Annotated in this window: 15 protein-coding genes and 5 tRNA genes; 11 read left to right on the forward strand and 9 right to left on the reverse strand. The window is 71.0% G+C overall.

The annotated features are described in order from the left end of the window. Window positions 1-61: 61 nt before the first annotated feature. On the reverse strand, window positions 62-2,038 hold the full coding sequence (gene thrS, locus KIK06_RS13590) for a threonine--tRNA ligase (RefSeq protein ID WP_268643399.1): 1,977 nt from the start codon (window positions 2,036-2,038) through the stop codon (window positions 62-64). A 501-nt stretch (window positions 2,039-2,539) separates the two neighbouring features. Here thrS and KIK06_RS13595 point away from each other — a divergent pair. Further along, on the forward strand, window positions 2,540-2,839 hold the full coding sequence (locus KIK06_RS13595; RefSeq protein ID WP_268643401.1) for a PGPGW domain-containing protein: 300 nt from the start codon (window positions 2,540-2,542) through the stop codon (window positions 2,837-2,839). A gap of 140 nt (window positions 2,840-2,979) precedes the next feature. Here the strand turns inward: KIK06_RS13595 and KIK06_RS13600 are convergent. Further along, window positions 2,980-3,053: transfer RNA gene (locus KIK06_RS13600), tRNA-Val, on the reverse strand. A 475-nt stretch (window positions 3,054-3,528) separates the two neighbouring features. Between KIK06_RS13600 and KIK06_RS13605 the strand changes: the two genes are divergently transcribed. Next, on the forward strand, window positions 3,529-3,951 hold the full coding sequence (locus tag KIK06_RS13605; RefSeq protein ID WP_268643402.1) for an SsgA family sporulation/cell division regulator: 423 nt from the start codon (window positions 3,529-3,531) through the stop codon (window positions 3,949-3,951). Between the two features lie 91 nt (window positions 3,952-4,042). Here the strand turns inward: KIK06_RS13605 and KIK06_RS13610 are convergent, their stop codons facing one another. Beyond that, window positions 4,043-4,885 carry an aminotransferase class IV gene (locus KIK06_RS13610; RefSeq protein ID WP_268643403.1) on the reverse strand — a complete coding sequence of 281 codons (843 nt, stop codon included), beginning with the start codon at window positions 4,883-4,885 and terminating at the stop codon, window positions 4,043-4,045. Between the two features lie 399 nt (window positions 4,886-5,284). Between KIK06_RS13610 and KIK06_RS13615 the strand changes: the two genes are divergently transcribed. The 5 genes from KIK06_RS13615 (at window position 5,285) to KIK06_RS13635 (ending at window position 6,320) form a co-directional block, all read left to right on the forward strand. Then, window positions 5,285-5,716: a roadblock/LC7 domain-containing protein gene (locus KIK06_RS13615; protein WP_017597946.1), complete on the forward strand. Its 432-nt coding sequence runs from the start codon at window positions 5,285-5,287 to the stop codon at window positions 5,714-5,716. 180 nt (window positions 5,717-5,896) lie between these two features. Then, window positions 5,897-5,969 (forward strand) — tRNA-Gly (locus KIK06_RS13620). A gap of 63 nt (window positions 5,970-6,032) precedes the next feature. Further along, window positions 6,033-6,105: transfer RNA gene (locus KIK06_RS13625), tRNA-Gly, on the forward strand. Window positions 6,106-6,150: 45 nt separating this feature from the next. Beyond that, window positions 6,151-6,225 (forward strand) — tRNA-Cys (locus KIK06_RS13630). A 21-nt stretch (window positions 6,226-6,246) separates the two neighbouring features. Next, window positions 6,247-6,320, forward strand: a tRNA-Val gene (locus KIK06_RS13635). Window positions 6,321-6,567: 247 nt separating this feature from the next. Here KIK06_RS13635 and KIK06_RS13640 read toward each other — a convergent pair. Beyond that, complete coding sequence (locus KIK06_RS13640; RefSeq protein ID WP_017597945.1) at window positions 6,568-8,319, reverse strand: Na+/H+ antiporter NhaC family protein; 1,752 nt, start codon at window positions 8,317-8,319, stop codon at window positions 6,568-6,570. Between the two features lie 374 nt (window positions 8,320-8,693). Here KIK06_RS13640 and sph point away from each other — a divergent pair, with 374 nt between their 5' ends. Then, complete coding sequence (sph, locus tag KIK06_RS13645; RefSeq protein WP_268643406.1) at window positions 8,694-9,617, forward strand: sphingomyelin phosphodiesterase; 924 nt, start codon at window positions 8,694-8,696, stop codon at window positions 9,615-9,617. A gap of 162 nt (window positions 9,618-9,779) precedes the next feature. Then, window positions 9,780-10,097, forward strand: a complete 318-nt coding sequence (locus tag KIK06_RS13650) for an SHOCT domain-containing protein (protein ID WP_442789769.1) — start codon at window positions 9,780-9,782, stop codon at window positions 10,095-10,097. Window positions 10,098-10,141: 44 nt separating this feature from the next. Here KIK06_RS13650 and KIK06_RS13655 read toward each other — a convergent pair whose 3' ends face one another. The 3 genes from KIK06_RS13655 to KIK06_RS13665 all read right to left on the reverse strand — a co-directional run bounded on the left by KIK06_RS13655 (window position 10,142) and on the right by KIK06_RS13665 (window position 13,311). Beyond that, window positions 10,142-11,026 carry an SCO6745 family protein gene (locus KIK06_RS13655; protein ID WP_268643407.1) on the reverse strand — a complete coding sequence of 295 codons (885 nt, stop codon included), beginning with the start codon at window positions 11,024-11,026 and terminating at the stop codon, window positions 10,142-10,144. A gap of 120 nt (window positions 11,027-11,146) precedes the next feature. Then, the gene (locus KIK06_RS13660) at window positions 11,147-12,574 is read right to left on the reverse strand and encodes a TrkH family potassium uptake protein (protein WP_442789770.1); all 1,428 of its coding nucleotides are present in this window, start codon (window positions 12,572-12,574) and stop codon (window positions 11,147-11,149) included. Beyond that, window positions 12,571-13,311: a response regulator gene (locus tag KIK06_RS13665; RefSeq protein ID WP_268643409.1), complete on the reverse strand. Its 741-nt coding sequence runs from the start codon at window positions 13,309-13,311 to the stop codon at window positions 12,571-12,573. The genes KIK06_RS13660 and KIK06_RS13665 overlap by 4 nt, the downstream gene beginning before the upstream one ends. A 277-nt stretch (window positions 13,312-13,588) precedes the next feature. Between KIK06_RS13665 and KIK06_RS13670 the strand changes: the two genes are divergently transcribed. Next, window positions 13,589-16,246, forward strand: a complete 2,658-nt coding sequence (locus KIK06_RS13670) for a sensor histidine kinase (protein ID WP_268643410.1) — start codon at window positions 13,589-13,591, stop codon at window positions 16,244-16,246. Here KIK06_RS13670 and KIK06_RS13675 read toward each other — a convergent pair. After that, window positions 16,236-16,997 (reverse strand): SDR family NAD(P)-dependent oxidoreductase, encoded by a 762-nt coding sequence (locus tag KIK06_RS13675; RefSeq protein WP_268643412.1) that lies wholly within the window; start codon window positions 16,995-16,997, stop codon window positions 16,236-16,238. The genes KIK06_RS13670 and KIK06_RS13675 overlap by 11 nt on opposite strands. 120 nt (window positions 16,998-17,117) lie before the next feature. Next, complete coding sequence (locus KIK06_RS13680; protein ID WP_017597931.1) at window positions 17,118-17,690, reverse strand: TetR/AcrR family transcriptional regulator; 573 nt, start codon at window positions 17,688-17,690, stop codon at window positions 17,118-17,120. Window positions 17,691-17,819: 129 nt separating this feature from the next. Between KIK06_RS13680 and KIK06_RS13685 the strand changes: the two genes are divergently transcribed. After that, window positions 17,820-18,776: an SDR family NAD(P)-dependent oxidoreductase gene (locus KIK06_RS13685; RefSeq protein WP_268643413.1), complete on the forward strand. Its 957-nt coding sequence runs from the start codon at window positions 17,820-17,822 to the stop codon at window positions 18,774-18,776. The last annotated feature ends 100 nt before the right edge of the window (window positions 18,777-18,876 follow it).

Consider the following 18,876-nt stretch of genomic DNA (forward strand, 5'->3'; position numbering starts at 1 on the left):
GTGTTCCGCGGATACGACGAGCGCCCATCCGGACGTCCGGATGGGCGCTCTCGTGTGTGGGTCAGCGGCGCTCGCGTACGGCGGCCACGATCTCGGCCACCGCCTCGTCGATCGGCACCCCGTTGTTCTGCGACCCGTCCCGGTAACGGAACGACACCGCGTTCTTGCTGATGTCCTCGTCACCGGCCAGCAGCATGAAGGGCACCTTCTGCTTCTGGGCGTTGCGGATCTTCTTCTGCATCCGGTCGTCGCTGGCGTCCACCTCGACCCGGATGCCCTCGGCCCGCAGCTTGGCCTCGATCTCGCGCAGATAGGGAACGTGCTCGTCGGCGATCGGGATGCCGACGGCCTGGACCGGGGCCAGCCACGCCGGGAAGGCGCCCGCGTAGTGCTCCAGGAGGACGGCGAAGAACCGCTCGATGGAGCCGAACAGGGCACGGTGGATCATCACCGGGCGCTGGCGGGAACCGTCCGCGGCGGTGTACTCCAGGTCGAAGCGCTCCGGCAGGTTGAAGTCCAGCTGAATCGTGGACATCTGCCAGGTGCGCCCGATGGCGTCCTTGGCCTGCACCGAGATCTTGGGACCGTAGAACGCGGCCCCGCCCGGGTCCATGACCAGCTCCAGACCCTGCTTCTCCGCGGCCTGGCGCAGGGTGTCGGTGGCCTCCGCCCACACGTGGTCGTCACCGATGTACTTCTCCGGGTCCTTGGTGGACAGCTCCAGGTAGAAGTCGTCGAGCCCGTAGTCGCGCAGCAGGTCCAGCACGAAGGTCAGCAGCGAGTCGAGCTCGTCCGCCATCTGCTCCTTGGTGCAGTAGATGTGCGCGTCGTCCTGGGTGAACCCCCGGGCTCGGGTGAGGCCGTGCACCACGCCGGACTTCTCGTACCGGTACACGGTGCCGAACTCGAACAGGCGCAGCGGCAGCTCACGGTAGGAGCGCCCGCGCGCGTCGAAGATCAGGTTGTGCATCGGGCAGTTCATCGGCTTCAGGTAGTAGTCCTGACCGCCGTCGAGCTGCATGGGGGGGTACATGCCGTCCGCGTACCAGTCCAGGTGCCCCGACTTCTCGAACAGGGTGCTCTTGGTGGCGTGCGGGGAGTAGACGAACTCGTAGTCGCCCTCCTCGTGCCGCTTGCGCGAGTAGTCCTCCATCACACGGCGGATGATCCCGCCCTTGGGGTGGAAGACGGCGAGACCGGAGCCGATCTCGTCGGGGATGGAGAACAGGTCCAGCTCCGAGCCGAGTTTGCGGTGGTCGCGCTTCTCCGCCTCCTCCAGGAAGGTCAGGTAGGCCTTGAGGGCGTCCTTGTTCTCCCACGCGGTGCCGTACACGCGCTGCAGCTGCGGGTTGGTCTCCTTGCCCCGCCAGTAGGCGGCGGCGGTGCGCATGAGCTTGAAGGCCGGGATGACCTTGGTGGTGGGCAGGTGCGGCCCCCGGCACAGATCCTTCCAGCACTGCTCACCGGTGCGCGGATGGATGTTGTCGTAGATGGTCAGCTCACCCGCGCCGACCTCGACGCCGGCGCCCTCGGCGGCCTCGGCCGCGTCGCTGCCCTTGATGCCGATGAGCTCGAGCTTGTACGGCTCGGTGGCCAGTTCGGCGCGGGCCTCCTCATCGGAGACGACCCGGCGGTCGAAACGCTGCCCCTGCTTGATGATCTGCTGCATCTTCTTCTCGATGCTCTTCAGGTCAGCGGGGGTGAACGGCTCGGCGACGTCGAAGTCGTAGTAGAAACCGTTCTCCACGGGCGGGCCGATGCCCAGCTTGGCCTCGGGGAAGAGCTCCTGGACCGCCTGGGCGAGGACGTGGGCGGTGGAGTGGCGCAGGATCGCCCGCCCCTCCTCGGAGTCGATGGCGATCGGCTCGACCACGTCGCCGTCGGCCAGCTCGCGGTCGAGATCGCGCGGCTCACCGTTGACCATCGCCGCGATCACGGTCCTGCCGTCGGCTTCCAGGGCCTGACCCGCCGTGGTCGTGGCCGCCACCGCACGCGGGGTTCCGGCGAGGGTGATGTGCAGCTCAGGCGCGGCGGACACGGTGACTCCTAGGGATGTGTGGTTCGTGGTCGGCGCCGGGGCCGCCGCGTGCGGGCGGCCAGGCGTTTCGCGTCCGATGGTATCGGCTTCGCGTACGCACCGCTTCGCGTTGTCCACAGGCCGAGGGGCGGTCACGACCCTCGATTCGGTCGCATGATTTCGGATACGCGGGATGGTCCCCGGACACACCCCTACGAAGGAGGAGGAAGGAGCAGCATCACCGATCCCCACCGAATCTGTCATGGATCGTCACGGTATTCCCGGGATCGCTGGCTCCCCCACCGTGGAGCATTGATCAACTCACTGAGATCGGTGACAATCAGCTGACATCCGATCGCCCCCAGCCCGACCCGAATCCGCCCACTCGTTCCGACCGAATACTGTGAGCGCATGTCACCGAGCCCTTCCCAAGGTCCGCCGGCCCCGGAGACATCCCCCTCTTCTGCTCGTGTTCGCCGATGGCGGCGGCTGCGGGCGCGGTTCCGACTCTTTCGCCGACGCATGCACTCGCATCCGGCTCTCCACCTGACCTGGCGCGTGGTGGTCACCACGGTGGCGGTCCTCGTCATCGTGGCCGGTCTCGTGATGATGGTGTTCCCCGGCCCCGGAGCGGCCTCGGTCGTCCTCGGCCTGTTCATCCTGAGCTCGGAGTTCCACTGGGCCCACCGGCTCCTGCGCCCCGCGCGCACGTGGTTCCGCCGCGCGGAGCGGTTGGGCAACCGCCTCAAGGACGACCTCCTGAGCCGCCTCCGCGCCCGCAGGGCCGCCAGGAGGGGCCTCACCGCCCCCGACCCCGACTAGGGCACCCGGAACGCCCCGCGCGTGGGTCCGCCGTCCCTTCCGGCCCGCCCGCCCGGCCGGGGCGCGGGAGCCGCGGCCGCGCGGATCGCGGACGACGAAGGGGCCGGCCCCGTTTCCACGGAGCCGGCCCCTTCCTCATGTGGGCGATACTGGACTCGAACCAGTGACCTCGTCGGTGTGAACGACGCGCTCTAGCCAACTGAGCTAATCGCCCTTGAGCTGTTGCCCTGTCCGCCCTGTCGGCCGGACAACAAAGACTCTAGCGCATCTTCGGGGGTGGTCCGCGCACCCGTCCGCACCCCCGGGATCTCGGGTGTGTGACAGAGGCCACATTTCACCCCGGAAGCCCGCCCGGTCCTGCCAAGATGTGGCCCGGATCCCCGCTCTGAGAAGGAGATCCGGCCCCCGCGGAACCCGCGGGGACCCCCATCTCATTACCCTGGCGTGACGTGGGCCACCCGACATTGGGAAATCTTTGGTTTCCCCTGGTCATTACAGTGACGAAGGATCGGGAAGCCGCCATGCGGCACGCTGGCCCCGAGGAGCGGACAGCGCGGTCTCCGGTCCCACCCGACCAAGAAAGTCTCCGTACTCACGTCATAGTCCGCGGACGGCCGCGTTGGAGCGAGTGAGACGGCAACCGACCCGCGCCGCAACAGCAGGGCCGGACGAGAAAAGGTTTGGCGAACATGAACAGTAGCGACACCACTGCCACCGCCGAGCTGGGCCTGCGGCTCGTGGTCCCCGAACGCACCTCGGTGCCCCTGGTCGCGCGACTCGACTACAGCTCGAATGACCCGTACGCGATTCGGGTCGCCTTCCACACCGGCGAGGACGACCCCGTCGAGTGGATCTTCGCCCGCGAACTCCTCACCGTCGGCATCGTGCGCCCGGTGGGCGAGGGCGACGTCCGCGTGTGGCCCTCCAAGGACGACAGCGGGGACCGTACCGTGAGCATCTCGCTCTCCTCCCCCTTCGGGCAGGCCGAGTTCGACACCCAGGTCTCGCCGCTGGCCGAGTTCCTGCACCGCACGTACGAGATCGTGCCCGCCGGCCAGGAGCCCACGTTCGTGGACCTGGACGAGGAGATCCAGCAACACCTGAACCCCTGACCCACCCGCACGGACACGACTGGGGGACGGCGCCCGACGGCGCCGTCCCCCAGTCGTGTCCTCAGGCCTCCGGTGGCCTTCCCGGAACCGCTCAGGGGTCGATGAGGGCCGCGGCCCGCTCGGCGAACACCGCGGCCGCCTTCACGGTGACCGGACCCGGCCCCGCGCAGACCTCCCGCCCGTCGATGCGCAGGATCGCCTGGACGTCGCGCCCGGTCGACGTCAGGAAGGCCTCCGAGACCTCGGGGAGGCGTTCCATGGGTACGTCCTCCTCCTCACCGCCGAACCACTCCAGGACGAGTTCCCGGGTGATACCCGCCAGCGGCCCGGCCGACAGCGGCGGGGTGACCAGCCTGCCGTCCAGCACCACGAAAACGTTGCTCCCGGTGCCTTCGCAGAGGTTGCCGCTCACATTGCGAAAGACGGACTCGGAGGCGCCTCTCGCCCTCGCGTGCGCGAGCGCGCGCACGTTGTCGGCGTAGGAGGTGGTCTTGAGGCCCGCCAGCGCACCGAACTCGTTGCGCGGCCAAGGCGACAGGGCGACCTCGGCCGTGGGCGCGATCGTCGGGAACGGGCTGACGGCCACGATCGCCGTCTGCTCTCCCGACAGGCGGTCCGACCCCAGCGGTCCGGTGCCGTCGGTGACGGTGATCCGCACGCGCGCGTCGGCGATCTCGGGGTTGGCCGCCAGCGCCAGGGCCACTCCGTCGGCGATCAGGTCCAGATCGGGTTCGGCCAGGCCGAGGCCGGTGGCGGAGCGGGCGAGCCTGCGCAGGTGCCGCGTGAGCGCGAACGGGCGCCCCTCCCGGGCCCGCACCGTCTCGAAGACACCGTCGCCGACCGTGATGCCGTGGTCGAACACGGGGATGAGCGCCTCGCCCTCATCCACGACCGTGCCGCGGCCGAAACCGGCCCCGGCGATCCACACCTTCATCCCAACCCCCAAGTCCTGTCGTGCCCCCTCGGGCGATGACACACCGTCGATCCTGCCACCCCCGTCCGACCTGGGACGCGACCACCCCGACCTCGGCCGCCTCCCCGTACCCGTGACAGCGGCGGCTTGGCAAGCCCCGTGTCCGGCACCGGCCGCCGGTCTGCTTTCTGATTCGCTGTTCACACGGCATCACGACTGGTCACGGGACCGGTTCCCGCCTCCGGACCACCCCGGTCACGGCCAACGGACCGGACAGATAAGTTACGAATGACTATCATCTGGGCAACGCTTATGCGGGACCGGTGCACGCTGTCGACCGCCACCCCCACAGGGCGGGACAGCCGCGCACCGCGCGCGAGTCCCCTCACGCCCGACCGACTGACAGAGCAAAAGAGAGCCATGACCCCACCGAGCACTGCACGTGGAGAACTCAGCTGGCTGCTGGACGACCTCCTCACCCGCGCCTCCGGTACGCAGCACGCCATCGTCCTGTCCACCGACGGACTCCTCATGGCCACCTCCAGCGGGCTGGAACGCCCGGCCGCCGAACACCTGTCCGCGATCGCCTCGGGGCTGCACAGCCTCGCGGGCGGAGCGAGCAAGCAGTTCTCCGCGGGCGGGATCCGCCAGAGCATCATCGAGATGGACCGCGCCTTCCTGTTCGTGGCCGCGGCGGGCGAGGGCGCCTGCATGGCACTGATGTCGGACGCCGACAGCGACGTCGGCCTCATCGCCTACGAGATGAACAAGGTGATCGAGAGGGTCGGCCAATACCTCTCGGCGCCGCCACGCCCGGACATGCCGTCCACCCCCGCGCACGTAGAGAAGTAGGTAGGGAGCGTCATCCGGGCGGGCCGACCGGGGCGGGCCGCGGGCGCGAGGCCTGCCGCGGGGGGAGCGGTAGCACGCCCGGAGAAAGCCGATTTCGCGCTTGGCCAGGAATCCGCTACAGTTCTTAACGCAGCGAGCGGGGCGGCCGGCAGGACCGGCCGGACCGGAAGGACTCGCCGCGCGGACGTGGCTCAGCTGGTAGAGCATCACCTTGCCAAGGTGAGGGTCGCGGGTTCGAATCCCGTCGTCCGCTCGGAAAAGGTGTGGTTCCCTCCCGGAGTGGACCACACCGATCCGGGCCGAGCCCGGATCACACGCGGACGTGGCTCAGCTGGTAGAGCATCACCTTGCCAAGGTGAGGGTCGCGGGTTCGAATCCCGTCGTCCGCTCGAGGAGGCCCGCACGGGTCGGAGCAGGCCCTCGTGCCCTTCCTTGCCGGAGTGTCCGAGTGGCTTAGGTAAGGGACTGCAAATCCCTGCACACGGGTTCGATTCCCGTCTCCGGCTCCATGGATCTCATCCTCCAGATGAGGGCGGTTAGCTCAGTTGGTTAGAGCGCTACCTTGACACGGTAGAGGTCACAGGTTCGAATCCTGTATCGCCCACGGACTCAGGACGACCCTGCTCGGGGGCCTTTGGCCGCCTCGCAGGGTCGTCCGTCGTGTTTACCGGGGGGAGACCCCCGAGCTACCCCCCTGCGGTTGAGGTCGCGCAGATCGACGAGGTGGGCGGGGCACTCTCTCGCAACGCGGGGCTTCGCCCCAGAGGTTGTCGTTGGCTTGCCCAGGGTCCACTCCACTCCGGAACGACCCTGTTCGCGCGTGAACGCGCTCGCCGGGTCGTTTCGTCGTTTCACTCCACCTTCCGCCCCAGGAACCTCAGCCCGACCACGGCGACCACCGCGCACAGAACCAGCGCCGCCCACCAGGGCAGACCGAGACCGATCGGGAGCAGCCCCAGCACGAGTACCACCCCGGCCACGGTCAGGGCGTACGGCAGCTGCGTGCGCACGTGGTCGATGACGTCGCACTGGGACGCCAGGGAGGAGATGACCGTGGTGTCGGAGATCGGCGAGCAGTGATCGCCCCACACCGACCCCGCGAGGATGGTCGAGACAGCGGCGAACAGGATGGGGTGGCCGTCGGGCGCGGCCAGACCGCGCGCCTCCAGGGCGGCCCAGGCCAGCGGAACCGCGAGCGGCGTCAGGATGCCCATCGTCCCCCAGCTCGTCCCGGTGGCGAAGGCCACCGCCGCGGCGATCACGAACAGCAGGGCCGGAAGGAGGAACAGCGGGATCGCCTCACCGAGCGCGCCCGCGATGAACTCCGCGGTGCCCAGCCGGGCGGTGAGGTCGGACAGAGCCCAGGCCAGGGTCAGGATGATGACCACGTACAGCACGCACTTGAGACCCGCGAACCACGCGTCGACGATCTCGCCCATGGTCAGGATCCGCTGCCCCATGCTCATCGCGGCCGCCACGACCAGTCCCAGGAGCGACCCCCACAGCAGCGACGAGAACGGGTCACCGGCCCCCACGATCTCGATGACGGTGTCGCCCTCCCCGGTGGCGAGCAGTCCGACCACCGTGGTGACGACCAGGACCAGGATCGGGACCAGGGCGTTGACCAGCCTGCGCGGCGTCTCCTCGGCCGGGGCCAGTTCGTCCGCCTCCCCTCCGACGCCCAGGTGGGATCCCTCGCGCAGGACCTCCCCCGTGGAGCGCGCCCGGCGCTCGGCGGCCAGCATCGGACCGAAGTCGCGGCCCGTCAGAGCGACCGCGAAGACGAACACGATCGCCAGGATCGGGTACAGCGCGTACCGCAGCGACTCGACGAAGACCGCGAAGCCGTTCATGGCCAGGCCCGTCCCGGCGACGGCGTCGTCGATCAGCACCACCTGGAAGCCGATCCAGGTCGACAGCAGCGCGAGTGTCGCCACCGGCGCCGCCGTGGAGTCGACGATGTAGGCGAGCTTCTCCCGCGACACGTTCAGCCGGTCCAGGATCGGGCGCATCGTGTTACCGACCACCAGAGTGTTGGCGTAGTCGTCGAAGAAGACGGCCACGCCCAGGCCCGCGGTGACGGTCTGGCCCCCGCGCGGGGTACCGGCCCACCGGGTCACCGCGCGCACGATCCCGTCGGTGCCGCCGTTCTTGCGGATCACCCCCACCAGGCCACCGATCATCAGCGTGAACACCACGATCATCACGTGATCGGGGTCGGCGAGCGCCTCGACGGCGTACACGCCCGCCGAGTCGAGCAGTGAGGTCAGCAGGCCGGCCGGGGACAGCCCCTCCAGGAGCCACGCTCCCAGCCAGATACCCGCGAACAGGGCGGGCAGGATCTGCCTGGTCGCGAGCGCGAGGCCGATCGCCAGGAGGGGCGGCAGGATCGACCACCAGCGGCCCGTCGCCACGGTGTCCGCCTCCTGCGCGGGGTCGGCGGGTACGGGCGCGGCCCCCACCCCGGAGGCGAAGGCGCCCAGGGCGACCACAGCGACGCCGGCGAGCAACAGCGCGCCGCCGCTGCTCCGCCACCGCCCGGGGCGCGGCGCACGGGGTCCTTGGGCCCGGCCGTCCTCCGTGGTCGGTCTGATCCGTGTCATGGCCGTTCCTTCCGGGCGGGTACCGTCGGGCGGGCTGATGTTCCGGGCGTAGGTGCGGGGTCATCGGTGATCGACGGGTACCTCGACAGTCGCCCACCTCAAGGCGCCGAACGCCGAACGACCGCGCGAATTGTCCTTTTGGGGAACGGCCTTTACCGTCGCCGTCGACGGCACCGGCTCCGAGTGCCGGTGCGCGGCCCGTCCTCGGCGGCGGCCGGCGTGGACTCAGGGGCACCACGCTCGCACCCATGGTGAAGGGACGGGTCACGGGGGTCCAACGGCCACGCTTTCGCTACCGACAAGTAACCCACTGGTGCCCGGTTAGCGTTCTGGGATGGTCAGGCTGTGCCCTCGTGTACAGACGAATTGCCCCCATGATTCTCGCCGCACTCATCCCCCTCCTCGTCGCGGCCGTCCCCGCCTCAGCCGACGACGGACGGACACCCCGCATCACCACCTACAACGCCTACCTGCTGCCCACCGCGCTCTACCCCAACTGGGGCCAGTCGATCCGCGCCGACCTGATCGTCCAGGACGGCGTCGTCTCCGGCCAGGACGTCGTGGTGCTCCAGGAGCTGTTCGACAACTCCTCGGCCGCCATCCTGCGCGAGGGGATCTCCGAGGAGTACCCGCACGGCACCCCCGTGGTCGGCCGCTCGCGCGACGGCTGGGACGAAACCTCCGGCTACCGCTCCTACACGACGACCAACGGCGGTGTGAGCATCCACAGCACGTGGCCGATCACCCGGCGGGAGCAGCACATCTTCACCCGCGCCTGCGGCTCCGACTGGTTCGCCAACAAGGGCTTCGCCTACGTGGAGCTCGACACCCCCGACGGCCCCCTGCACGTCCTGGGCACCCACATGCAGTCGGAGGACAGCGCCTGCTCCGACGGTGAGGACGAGGAGATCCGCACCCACCAACTGGGCCAGATCCGCGACTTCGTCGACGCCACCGTCCCCGACGACGAACCCGTCTACCTCGCCGGTGACCTGAACATCGTCGGCGGCGGCCAGGAGTGGGAGCAGGCCCTCAAGCGGCTCGACGCCGTCGAGCCGACCCACGCGGGCGCCCCCTACTCCTGGGACACCGAGACCAACTCCATCGCCCGCTACAACTACCCGGACTGGCCGTCGGAGCACCTCGACCACGTGCTGCCGATCCGCAACTCCGCCGCGCCCGCGTCCTACGTCAACGAAACGCGCGACGTGCACAGCGAACCGTGGACGGTCTGGTCGTGGGGCCGGTCCTACACCTACGAGGACTACTCCGACCACTACCCCGTCTTCGGCGGCTGAGCTTTGTCGTGACGTTCCTCGGGCGCGCTTTCCGGACCCCTCCGGAGCGCGCCCCTCGTCGTCTCCGCGTCCGGGAGCGCCCTGGGCCGACCGCGCGCCCGGGAGTAGCGTGGAGGGGGAGTTCCTCCTGATGGACGCACCCGGACGGAGTGAGGAGCCATCATGTGGCAGATTCTACTGTCCGTCCCCGCGAACGGGGATGGCTGGGGAGACCATCCGTGGCCGATGGGTCCGGGAATGATGAACCCGTGGCTGATGGGCGGTTGGGCGATGGGCGCTTGGGCTCTCGGCGCCCTCCTCCTCATCGCCCTCGTGGTGGTGCTCGCGGTCTGGCTGGGCCGGTCGGGAGGCTCCCGGGGCGCGGCCGCACCGGGTCCGTCGGTGACGGACTCCGCGCTGGCCGAACTCCGACGACGCTACGCCACGGGCGAGATCTCCCGTGAGGAGTACTTCCAGAGGAAGACCGACCTCGAGCAGTGAACCGGCCGGACGGCGTCGCGCGCCGTCCGGCCGGTCCTGGGCGCTCAGGAACGCTTGGCCGCCCTCCAGGGCATGAGCTCCTCGATCAGCGGCCGTGACAGCGGCGCGCCGAGTTCGGCCAGCTCCGCGCAGCCGTCCGAGCCCAGGACCGCGTAGGGCGCACGGGCCGACCGGTCCGTGGCCTCCTCGATCTCGTCCCTGCGCCGCCGCCCCTCGGGGGTCAGCGCGGGATCGGACTCGTCGGTGATCCACCCCTTTTCGCGCAGTCGCTCCGTGGCCCGGTCCCACTCCTCGTCCGACCACGCCCTGGTGGTCTTCAACAGCTTCGTAGGCAGGGCGTTTCCGGCCACCACGTGCGTGATCAGGGCCTCCAACCCGCTCAGGCCCGCCAGTGCCAGGGCGGCGACGTGACCGTCGCCGCGGTACTCGCGCAGCCGGGTCTGCGCGTGCCACAGGACCATGTGCGGTTCCTCCGGCCAGGGCAGGGCGGCGTGGGCGGCGTAGAGCGGGCGACCGGCGACGTCGTCGGCCACCGCAGCGGCCGCGCGGCGGGCGAGTTCGGCCGCGCGGGCGAGTTCCGGCGAGTCGACGGTGTCACCCAGGACGCGGCGCAGGGTGGCGTCCGCGGCGGCGTGGCGAGCGGCGAGGATCCGTTCGGGTGCGGCGAGCTCCCACACCTGGGGGACGGTCGAGCGGACGATCTCGGGGTTGAAGTTGTAGAAGGTGGCGGCCACGACCTCGGCCGACACCGGGCCCATCGCGGCGGCGCGCGGGCCGAAGTAGGCCGCCCAAGCCTTCAGACCCAGCTCCTCGTAGGCCGCGGTGGCCTCCGGCGAGAAGTAGATCATGGAGTGGTAGGGCTCCAGGGACTGCCAGGCACGGCGGGCGTCGCCGGTGCTCACCGTGTCCCCGGGGATGTGGTCGCTCATGAAACGCGGGTCTCCTCTCGGCGCGGATCGGGGCCGCACCGGAACGCAAAATACCGACCGGGAGGTATGGGGGTCAACGGATCCGCTCGGCGCCTGTGGACGACCGCGGGGCGACACCGCCTAACCGACGATCGGGCGCTCCTCGGGGAGTTCGTAGCGGCGCGCGCGCCGACGCAGCGCGAGCGCCGAGGCCAGGGTGATCGGACCGATCCTGCCCACGAACATGAGGAAGACGATGAGCACCTCCCCAGCCGCCGGAAGTTGGCCCGTGATGCCCGTCGACAGGCCGACCGTGCCGAAGGCCGAGGTCACCTCGAACAGGATCTGGTCGAGCGTGAACGGGGTCATCATCATCAGCGCGAGGGTGGACGTCATGACCAGGCCGACGGCGAGCAGGACCACGGTGGTGGCCTGCGAGGCGACTCCCGTGGCCAGACGGCGGCCGGCCACGTGGACGCTCGGCTCGCCGCGCACGTTCGCGTAGACCACGAAGGCCAGCAGGGCGAAGGTGGTCACCTTGATCCCGCCCGCGGTCCCGGCGCTGCCACCGCCGACGAACATCAGGATGTCGGTGACGAGCAGGGTCGAGGTGTTCATCTCGCCGAACGGCAGGCTGTTGAACCCGGCCGTGCGCGGCATGACCGCCTGGAAGAACGCCGCGAGGATCCTGCCCCGCAGGTCGAGCACGCCCATGGTGGCCGGGTTGTTCCACTCCAGGGTGAGGAAGGCGACGAACCCGACCAGCAGCAGCACGGCGGTGGTGGTCAGGGTGATCCTGGCGTGCAGGGACCAGCGGTAGGCCTTGCGTCCCTTGCGGGTGAACCACCACAGCTCCACCCACACGGGAAAGCCCAGACCGCCCGCGATGACCGCGAGCGCCACGGGAACGCTGATCCACGGGTCCGCCACGAACCCTTCGAGGCTGTCGGAGAACAGGGCGAACCCGGCGTTGTTGAAGGCCGAGACCGCGTGGAACACCCCGAGGTAGAGGGCGTGGCCCACGGGCTCCCCGTAGCCGAGCCACCAGCGCAGCCAGAGGACCGCCGCGAGGATCGACTCCGCCACGACCGTCACCAGGAGGACGCCCGTCACCAACTGGCGTACGTCCCCCAGGGTCAGCGCCTTGGCCTCCGACCTGGCGCGCACGGCCATGCGCAGCCCGAGTTTGCGGCCGACCACCAGGGTCAGCACCGTGGCCAGCGTCATGATGCCGAAGCCGCCGACCTGGATCAGTGCCAGGATCACGACCTCACCGAACGTGGACCAGTACACGGGTGTGTCCACGACGATCAGGCCGGTCACGCACACCGCGGAGGTCGCGGTGAACAGTGCTGTGACGAACGGGGGCGCCTCCCCCGTCTCCGTGGCGACGGGCAGTGACAGCAGGACCGTGCCGACCAGGATCACCGAGGCGAACGCCCCGGCCGTCAGCTGGGGCGGCCTCGCCCACCCGGACAGCCCCCGGAGGGCGCGGTCGGCCCGTCCGCGCGCCCTCAACCGCAGCCGGGACAGGCGCGACCCCACGCGCCCCCGACCCCGCGTGATCACTCCCGGCCTCCGCGTGCGCCCTCCGCGCCGCCGAGGCCGCCGCCCGCCGCCCCGGAGGGGAGGAAGCGGTACCCCAGACCGGGGTCGGTGATGAAGTAGCGCGGGCGCGGCGGGTCGGGCTCCAGCCGCTGCCGGATCTGGGTCATGAAGACCCTCAGGTAGTTGGTCTCGCGGCCGTAGGCCGGACCCCACACCTCGCGCAGCAGGTGCTCGTAGGTGACCAGGCGCCCGGCCTCCCGGGCGAGGACCTCCACGATGTGCCACTGCCGCGGGGTCAGGCGGACCCGCGTGCCCGCCCGGAGGACCTGCTTGGTCGCCAGGTCGACCGTGAAGTCGGCGGTCTCCACCACCGCCTGTTCCTCCGGTGGCGTGGAGCGCCGCATCGCCGCCCTGACCCGGGCGAACAGCTCGTCCATGCCGAACGGTTTGATGACGTAGTCGTCAGCGCCCAGGTCCAGGGCGCGCACCTTGGTCGCCTCGGTGTCGCGTCCCGACAGCACGACGATCGGCACACCCGACCAGCCGCGGAGCCCACGGACGACGTCCAGCCCGTCCAGGCCGGGCAGGCCCAGGTCGAGCAGGACGAGGTCGGGGTGGTGCCGGGCCGCGAGGCGCAGCGCGGCCTCACCGGTTCCCGCCAGGTCGGCGGTGTAACCGCGTGCCCTCAGGTTCACCTCGAGGGTCTTGCGGATCCGCGGGTCGTCGTCGACGACCAGGATGTGGTGTGTCGTGTCCATGGGGGCGTTCAGTCCTCCACCCGAACGGAACACCAGGTCAGCGTCCGTTTCGGGCTTCTCGTGCGGAGACGATGGTATGCCGTGGCGCCGCCGGGTCACGCGCGACGGCACCGGGCGGGCACCGGATCGACTCTGGAGGACCGTGACCAGGCCCGACAAGCGCGACAATGCCCTCTTAGCGCCTCAGGGCCGGAAATTAGCGGTTCGTTAGCGGCAATCCGTCAGAAATGCCCGGTCAGCGACGTAAGAATGGGTTCCCGGAGAGGGGGCCGCACCGATGGAACGTGGCCGACTGCGCATCTACCTGGGCGCCGCGCCCGGCGTGGGCAAGACGTGTCGGATGCTGGAGGAGGCGCACCGGCGCCTCGGCCGCGGAACCGACGTCGTCGTCGGCTTCGTCGAGACGCACGGGCGCGTCACGACGGCGGCGATGCTCGAGGGTCTGGAGGTCGTCGCGCGCCGGACCGTCACCCACCGCGGCGGCGCTTCCGAGGAGATGGACCTGGACGCCGTCCTGGAACGCGCGCCACAGGTCGTCCTGGTCGACGACCTCGCCCACACCAACGTCCCCGGCGGCGCCCACACCAAACGCTGGCAGGACGTCCAGACCCTGCTCGACGCGGGAATCACGGTGCTGTCCACCGTGGACGTCCAGCACCTGGAGTCGCTCAACGACGTCGTCGCCCGGATCACGGGCGTCACCCAACACGAGACCGTCCCGGACGCGTGGGTCCGCCAGGCCGGGCAGATCGAACTGGTCGACATGACCCCCGAGGCACTGCGCCGGAGGATGGCGCACGGCAACGTCTACGGCCCCGAGGGGATCGACGCGGCGCTGGGCGGCTACTTCCGGGTCGGTAACCTCACCGCCCTGCGCGAGCTCGCGCTGCTGTGGCTGGCCGACCGGGTCGACGCGGAGCTCGGCCGGTACCGGGACGAGCACGACGTCGCCACCACCTGGGAGGCGCGCGAGCGGGTCGTGGTCGCCCTCACCGGTGGTCCCGAGGGCGAGACCCTCATTCGCCGGGCCACCCGGATCGCCGCCCGGAGCAAGGGCGCCGACCTCATGGCCGTGCACGTGGCGCGCGGCGACGGGCTGGGCGGCACCGACCCCTCACGGCTCGCCCGGCAACGCGTGCTTGTCGAGGACCTGGGCGGGACCTACCACCAGGTGCTGGGCGAGGACGTGCCGACGGCGCTGATCGAATTCGCGCGTGCGGTCAACGCCACGCAACTGGTGCTGGGCGCCAGCAGGCGCGGCAGGGTGGCCCACATGATCTCACCCGGGGTCGGGGTCACCACGGCCGCGGTGTCCGGGTCGATCGACGTCCACCTGGTCGCCCACGACGGGACGAACACGGGCCGGCGGTCGGACCCGGCACCGGGCGCGCTCTCCCGCCGCCGCAGGCTGGCGGGCTTCGCCCTGGCGCTGACCGTGCTGCCCCTGGTGGTGTTCGGGATCGGCCTGCCCCGCGACGAGAGCTCGTTCCCCAGCGGTGTCCTACTGGTACTCGCGACGGTCACGACCACGTCACTGGTCGGCGGTATGCGACCCGCCGTCGCAACGGCCCTGGGCGGCTTCCTGCTGCTCAACTTCCTCTACACGGAGCCGTACCGCACCTTCGCCATCGGCTCGCCGCAGCACCTGCTCGCGCTCGTGGTGTTCCTCGTGGTGGCCGTGTCGGTGAGCGTGGTGGTGGACCGGTCGGCCCGCCGCACCCGGCAGGCCGCCCAGGCCGGCGCCGAGGCCAGGACACTGGCGGCCGTGGCGGGCGCGGTTCTGCGAGGATCCCGCCCCTTGGAGGCCCTGCTCGAACAGCTTCAGGAGACCTTCTCCCTGACGTCGGTGGCGCTGGTCGAGCGGTCGCCCGGCGCGCCGGCCGCGCCGGCCGGACCGGACCACCGCACGGACCCGGACCTGTGGACGGTGGTGGCCGCCGTCGGGAATCCCCCGTCGCCGGCCCCCGGCGGCTGTGACGTGGACGTGCCCATCGACGACTCCCTCGCCCTCGCCCTGCACGGCCGCCGCCTGGCCGCGGGCGACCGGAGGATCGTCGAGGCGTTCGCCGCGCAGGCCGCGCTCGCTCTGCGCCAGGGCAGGCTGGCCGACGAGGCGGCCGCGGCCAGACCCCTGGCCGAGGCCGACCGCATGCGCACCGCCCTGCTGGCCGCGGTCAGCCACGACCTGCGCGCCCCCCTGGCCTCCGCGAAGGCCTCGGTCACCAGCCTGCGCAGCACGGAGGTGAGCTTCGGCCCGGAGGATCGGGCCGAACTCCTGGCCACGGCCGACGAGTCCCTGGACCTGCTGACCGCCCTGGTCGCCGACCTGCTGGACATGAGCCGCCTCCAGGCGGGGGTGATGGGCGTGTCCGCCACCGAGCTGCCCCTGAAGGAGAGCGTGCTCCGCGCGCTGGACGAGCTGGGTGAGGGGGGACGGTCGGTCCGGGTCGACGTCCCGGCTGAGCTGCCCCTGGTCACGGCCGACCCGGGCCTGCTCGAACGGGTGCTGGTCAACGTCGTCGGCAACGCGCTGCGGTTCAGCCCGCCCGACGCCCCGCCCACGGTCACGGCCGCGGCCTTCGAGGACGGTGTCCGGGTGCGGATCGTCGACCACGGGCCCGGCGTTCCGGAGCAGGAGATGGGGCACATGTTCGTCCCCTTCCAGCGGCTGGGCGACACCGAGCACGACGCCGGTCTCGGTCTGGGGCTGGCGCTCTCGCGCGGGCTGGTCGAGGCCATGGGCGGCGCGATGGTGCCGGAGACCACCCCGGGCGGCGGCCTGACCATGGGCCTCACCCTCCCGTCGGCGGCCGACGGGAGGGAGGACCCCGTGCGGACCGGGAGGGCGGACCCGCACGGCGGCGCGGCGGGCCGCCTCCCCGCCGGCGGAGGCCGGGACGGAGAGGGCCCGCCGCGTCAGGGGCTCAGGCCGTGACGCCCCCGTCCACCACCAGGTCGTGGCCGACCGCGAAGCCCGCCTCGTCCGAGGCGAGCCAGAGCACGGCGGAGCTGATCTCGTCGAGGTCGCCGATCCGCCCCACGGGGACGGAGGAGGCGAACCGGGCCGCGCGCTGTTCCTCGCTCTCACCCGGGAGCAGGGACATCGGCGCGTCCACGGGACCGGGGCTGACGGCGTTGATCCGGACGCCGTCGCCGATGTGGTCGAGCGCCGCGGCGCGGGTCAGGTGGCTCAGGGCGGCTTTGGAGGCCCCGTAGGCCGCCATTCCGGCCAGCCGCTGGTGGGCGCCGATGTTGGAGGAGGTGTTGACGATCGCCCCGCCGCCGTGCGCGCGCATGTGGGCGATCTCGTGGCGCATGGCGAGGAACACACCGGTGACGTTGACGTCCAGGACGCGCCGCCACGTGTCCGGGTCCAGGTCGGCGACCGGGGCGGCCTGGCCGAGGATCCCGGCGTTGTTGTGCGCGACGTCGAGCCCGCCGTGGCGCTCCACGACGGTCGCGACCATGCGCTCGACCTCCTCCTCACGCGTGACGTCGGCGCGGATGAGGTCGGCCCGTCCGCCGTCCTTCGTGATCAGCGCGACGGTCTCGGCCAGGTTCGCCTCGGTGGTTCCGGCCACCACCACGGTGGCGCCCTCACCGGCGAAGGCGCGGGCGGTGGCACGGCCGATGCCGCCGCCCCCTCCCACGACGAGGACGGTGCGGTCGGTGAAACGCGCGGTCATGTGGGTCTCCTCGGGTCGGTCCCTCCGACGCGCGCTCTGGCTGGGTCGGAAGGAAGCATTTTTCCAGAATGATCGTTCTTGAATTTGGGCATGAGAACGCCCGGGAAGGGCGTTGGCCGCTCAGCCCAGAGCGGCCAGCGCCTCCCGGGCGGCGTCGCGGATCCTGGCGGGGTCGTCCGCCCCCCGCGCGGCCACGCGCATCCCCTGGAGCAGGACCAGCAGGAACCGCGCCAGCGCGCGGGGGCTTCGGTCCTCGGACAGCTCCCCCTGGGCGCGCGCCCGCGTCAGGGCCGAGGTCAGCGCGGTCTCCACAAGGTTCCAGTTGGCCTCGACCCGGCGCCCGACCACGGGGTCGCACGGGGCCATCTCCACCGCGGAGTTGACCACGAGGCAGCCGTCGCGGTCGGTGACGGCGTCCTCGGCGTAGCGCTCCACGATCGAGCGGACGGCCGGCAGGACCGGCCCGGGCTGGGAGAGCAGGCCGACGAAGTCGACCCCCTCCTCCACGTACCGGTCGTGGGCCCGCACGTACAGCTCGTGCTTGCCGCCGAAGGTCGAGTACAGACTGGCCCTGCTGATGCCCAGGTGCTCGACGAGGTCGGCCATCGAGGTCGCCTCGTACCCCTTGCGCCGGAACAGGTCCACGGCCTTGCGCAGAACGGCGTCCGGATCGAACTCCTTGGTTCTCGCCATGTCCGTGACCCTAACCCTTTCGAGAACGATCGGTCAAGAAAAGAGGTGCGTCCCCAGCGGCCGCGGGTACGCGTCGACGCGCGCCCCGTGGTTGCCCTGGAGCGCGCTCCAGGTCCTAGGGTGCGGGGCATGACGACACCGCAGAAGACGATCGGATCCGGGTTCGGCCCGCGCAGCACCGCGAAGGAGGTCCTGGAGGGGATCGACCTCACCGGCCGGACGGCCGTGGTGACCGGCGGCTACTCGGGGATCGGGCTGGAGACGACCCGGGCCCTGGCCGCCGCGGGCGCCCGGGTGGTGGTCCCGGCCCGCAGGCCGGAGTCCGCGGAAAGGGAACTGGCGGGGATCGAGGGCGCCGAGGTCGACACCCTCGACCTGTCCGACCTGGACAGCGTGCGCGCGTTCACCGAACGCCTCCTGTCCACGGGCCGCACGATCGACGTCCTCGTCAACAACGCCGGGATCATGGCCTGCCCCCGGTGGACGGCGGGGCCGGGCTGGGAGTACCAGTTCGCCACCAACCACCTGGGGCACTTCGCCCTCACCAACCGGCTGTGGCCCGCCCTCGCCGACGGCGGGGCCCGGGTCGTGTCGGTCTCCTCGGCCGGGCACCACAACTCGCCGATCCGCTGGGACGACCCGTGGTTCGAGGACGGCTACGACCGCTGGAAGGCCTACGGTCAGGCCAAGACCGCCAACGTGCTCTTCGCCGTCCACCTCGACCGGCTGGGCGAGGCGTCCGGCGTGCGGGCGTTCTCCCTGCATCCGGGCGCGATCCTCACCCCGCTGCAACGCCACATGGCCAAGGAGGAGATGGTCGCCAACGGGTGGATCGACGAGGACGGCAACCTGGCCGACCCGTCGTTCAAGACCCCGGAGCAGGGCGCGGCCACGCAGGTCTGGGCCGCCACATCGCCTCAGTTGGCGGGGATGGGCGGAGTGTACTGCGAGGACTGCGAGATCGCCGCGCCCGCGGGAACCGACGACACGCGCCCCGGGGTGCGCTCCCACGCCACCGATCCCGGACAGGCCGAACGGCTGTGGGCGTTCTCCGCCGAACTCACGGGGGTGGACGCCTTCGCCTGAGGCCTGTCGGCCCCTCTCGGGGCGCCCCGTCCCGTCCCGACCGGTTTTGCCGGATCCGAAACGAACGCTGGGCTCCCGGTGACCGACCCTGTCGGATGAT

The sequence above is a fragment of the Nocardiopsis sp. EMB25 genome (genome assembly GCF_026797795.1).
GTDB classification, from domain to species: Bacteria; Actinomycetota; Actinomycetes; order Streptosporangiales; family Streptosporangiaceae; genus Nocardiopsis; species Nocardiopsis lucentensis.

Coding starts and splice junctions, on each gene's coding strand:
- KIK06_RS13595 (WP_268643401.1), top strand. CDS start 2,540: ATGCACTCGCATCCGGCTCTCCACCTGACCTGGCGCGTGGTGGTCACC.
- KIK06_RS13605 (WP_268643402.1), top strand. CDS start 3,529: ATGAACAGTAGCGACACCACTGCCACCGCCGAGCTGGGCCTGCGGCTC.
- KIK06_RS13610 (WP_268643403.1), bottom strand. CDS start 4,885: ATGAAGGTGTGGATCGCCGGGGCCGGTTTCGGCCGCGGCACGGTCGTG.
- KIK06_RS13615 (WP_017597946.1), top strand. CDS start 5,285: ATGACCCCACCGAGCACTGCACGTGGAGAACTCAGCTGGCTGCTGGAC.
- KIK06_RS13640 (WP_017597945.1), bottom strand. CDS start 8,319: ATGACACGGATCAGACCGACCACGGAGGACGGCCGGGCCCAAGGACCC.
- sph (WP_268643406.1), top strand. CDS start 8,694: ATGATTCTCGCCGCACTCATCCCCCTCCTCGTCGCGGCCGTCCCCGCC.
- KIK06_RS13650 (WP_442789769.1), top strand. CDS start 9,780: ATGTGGCAGATTCTACTGTCCGTCCCCGCGAACGGGGATGGCTGGGGA.
- KIK06_RS13655 (WP_268643407.1), bottom strand. CDS start 11,026: ATGAGCGACCACATCCCCGGGGACACGGTGAGCACCGGCGACGCCCGC.
- KIK06_RS13665 (WP_268643409.1), bottom strand. CDS start 13,311: ATGGACACGACACACCACATCCTGGTCGTCGACGACGACCCGCGGATC.
- KIK06_RS13670 (WP_268643410.1), top strand. CDS start 13,589: ATGGAACGTGGCCGACTGCGCATCTACCTGGGCGCCGCGCCCGGCGTG.
- KIK06_RS13675 (WP_268643412.1), bottom strand. CDS start 16,997: ATGACCGCGCGTTTCACCGACCGCACCGTCCTCGTCGTGGGAGGGGGC.
- KIK06_RS13680 (WP_017597931.1), bottom strand. CDS start 17,690: ATGGCGAGAACCAAGGAGTTCGATCCGGACGCCGTTCTGCGCAAGGCC.
- KIK06_RS13685 (WP_268643413.1), top strand. CDS start 17,820: ATGACGACACCGCAGAAGACGATCGGATCCGGGTTCGGCCCGCGCAGC.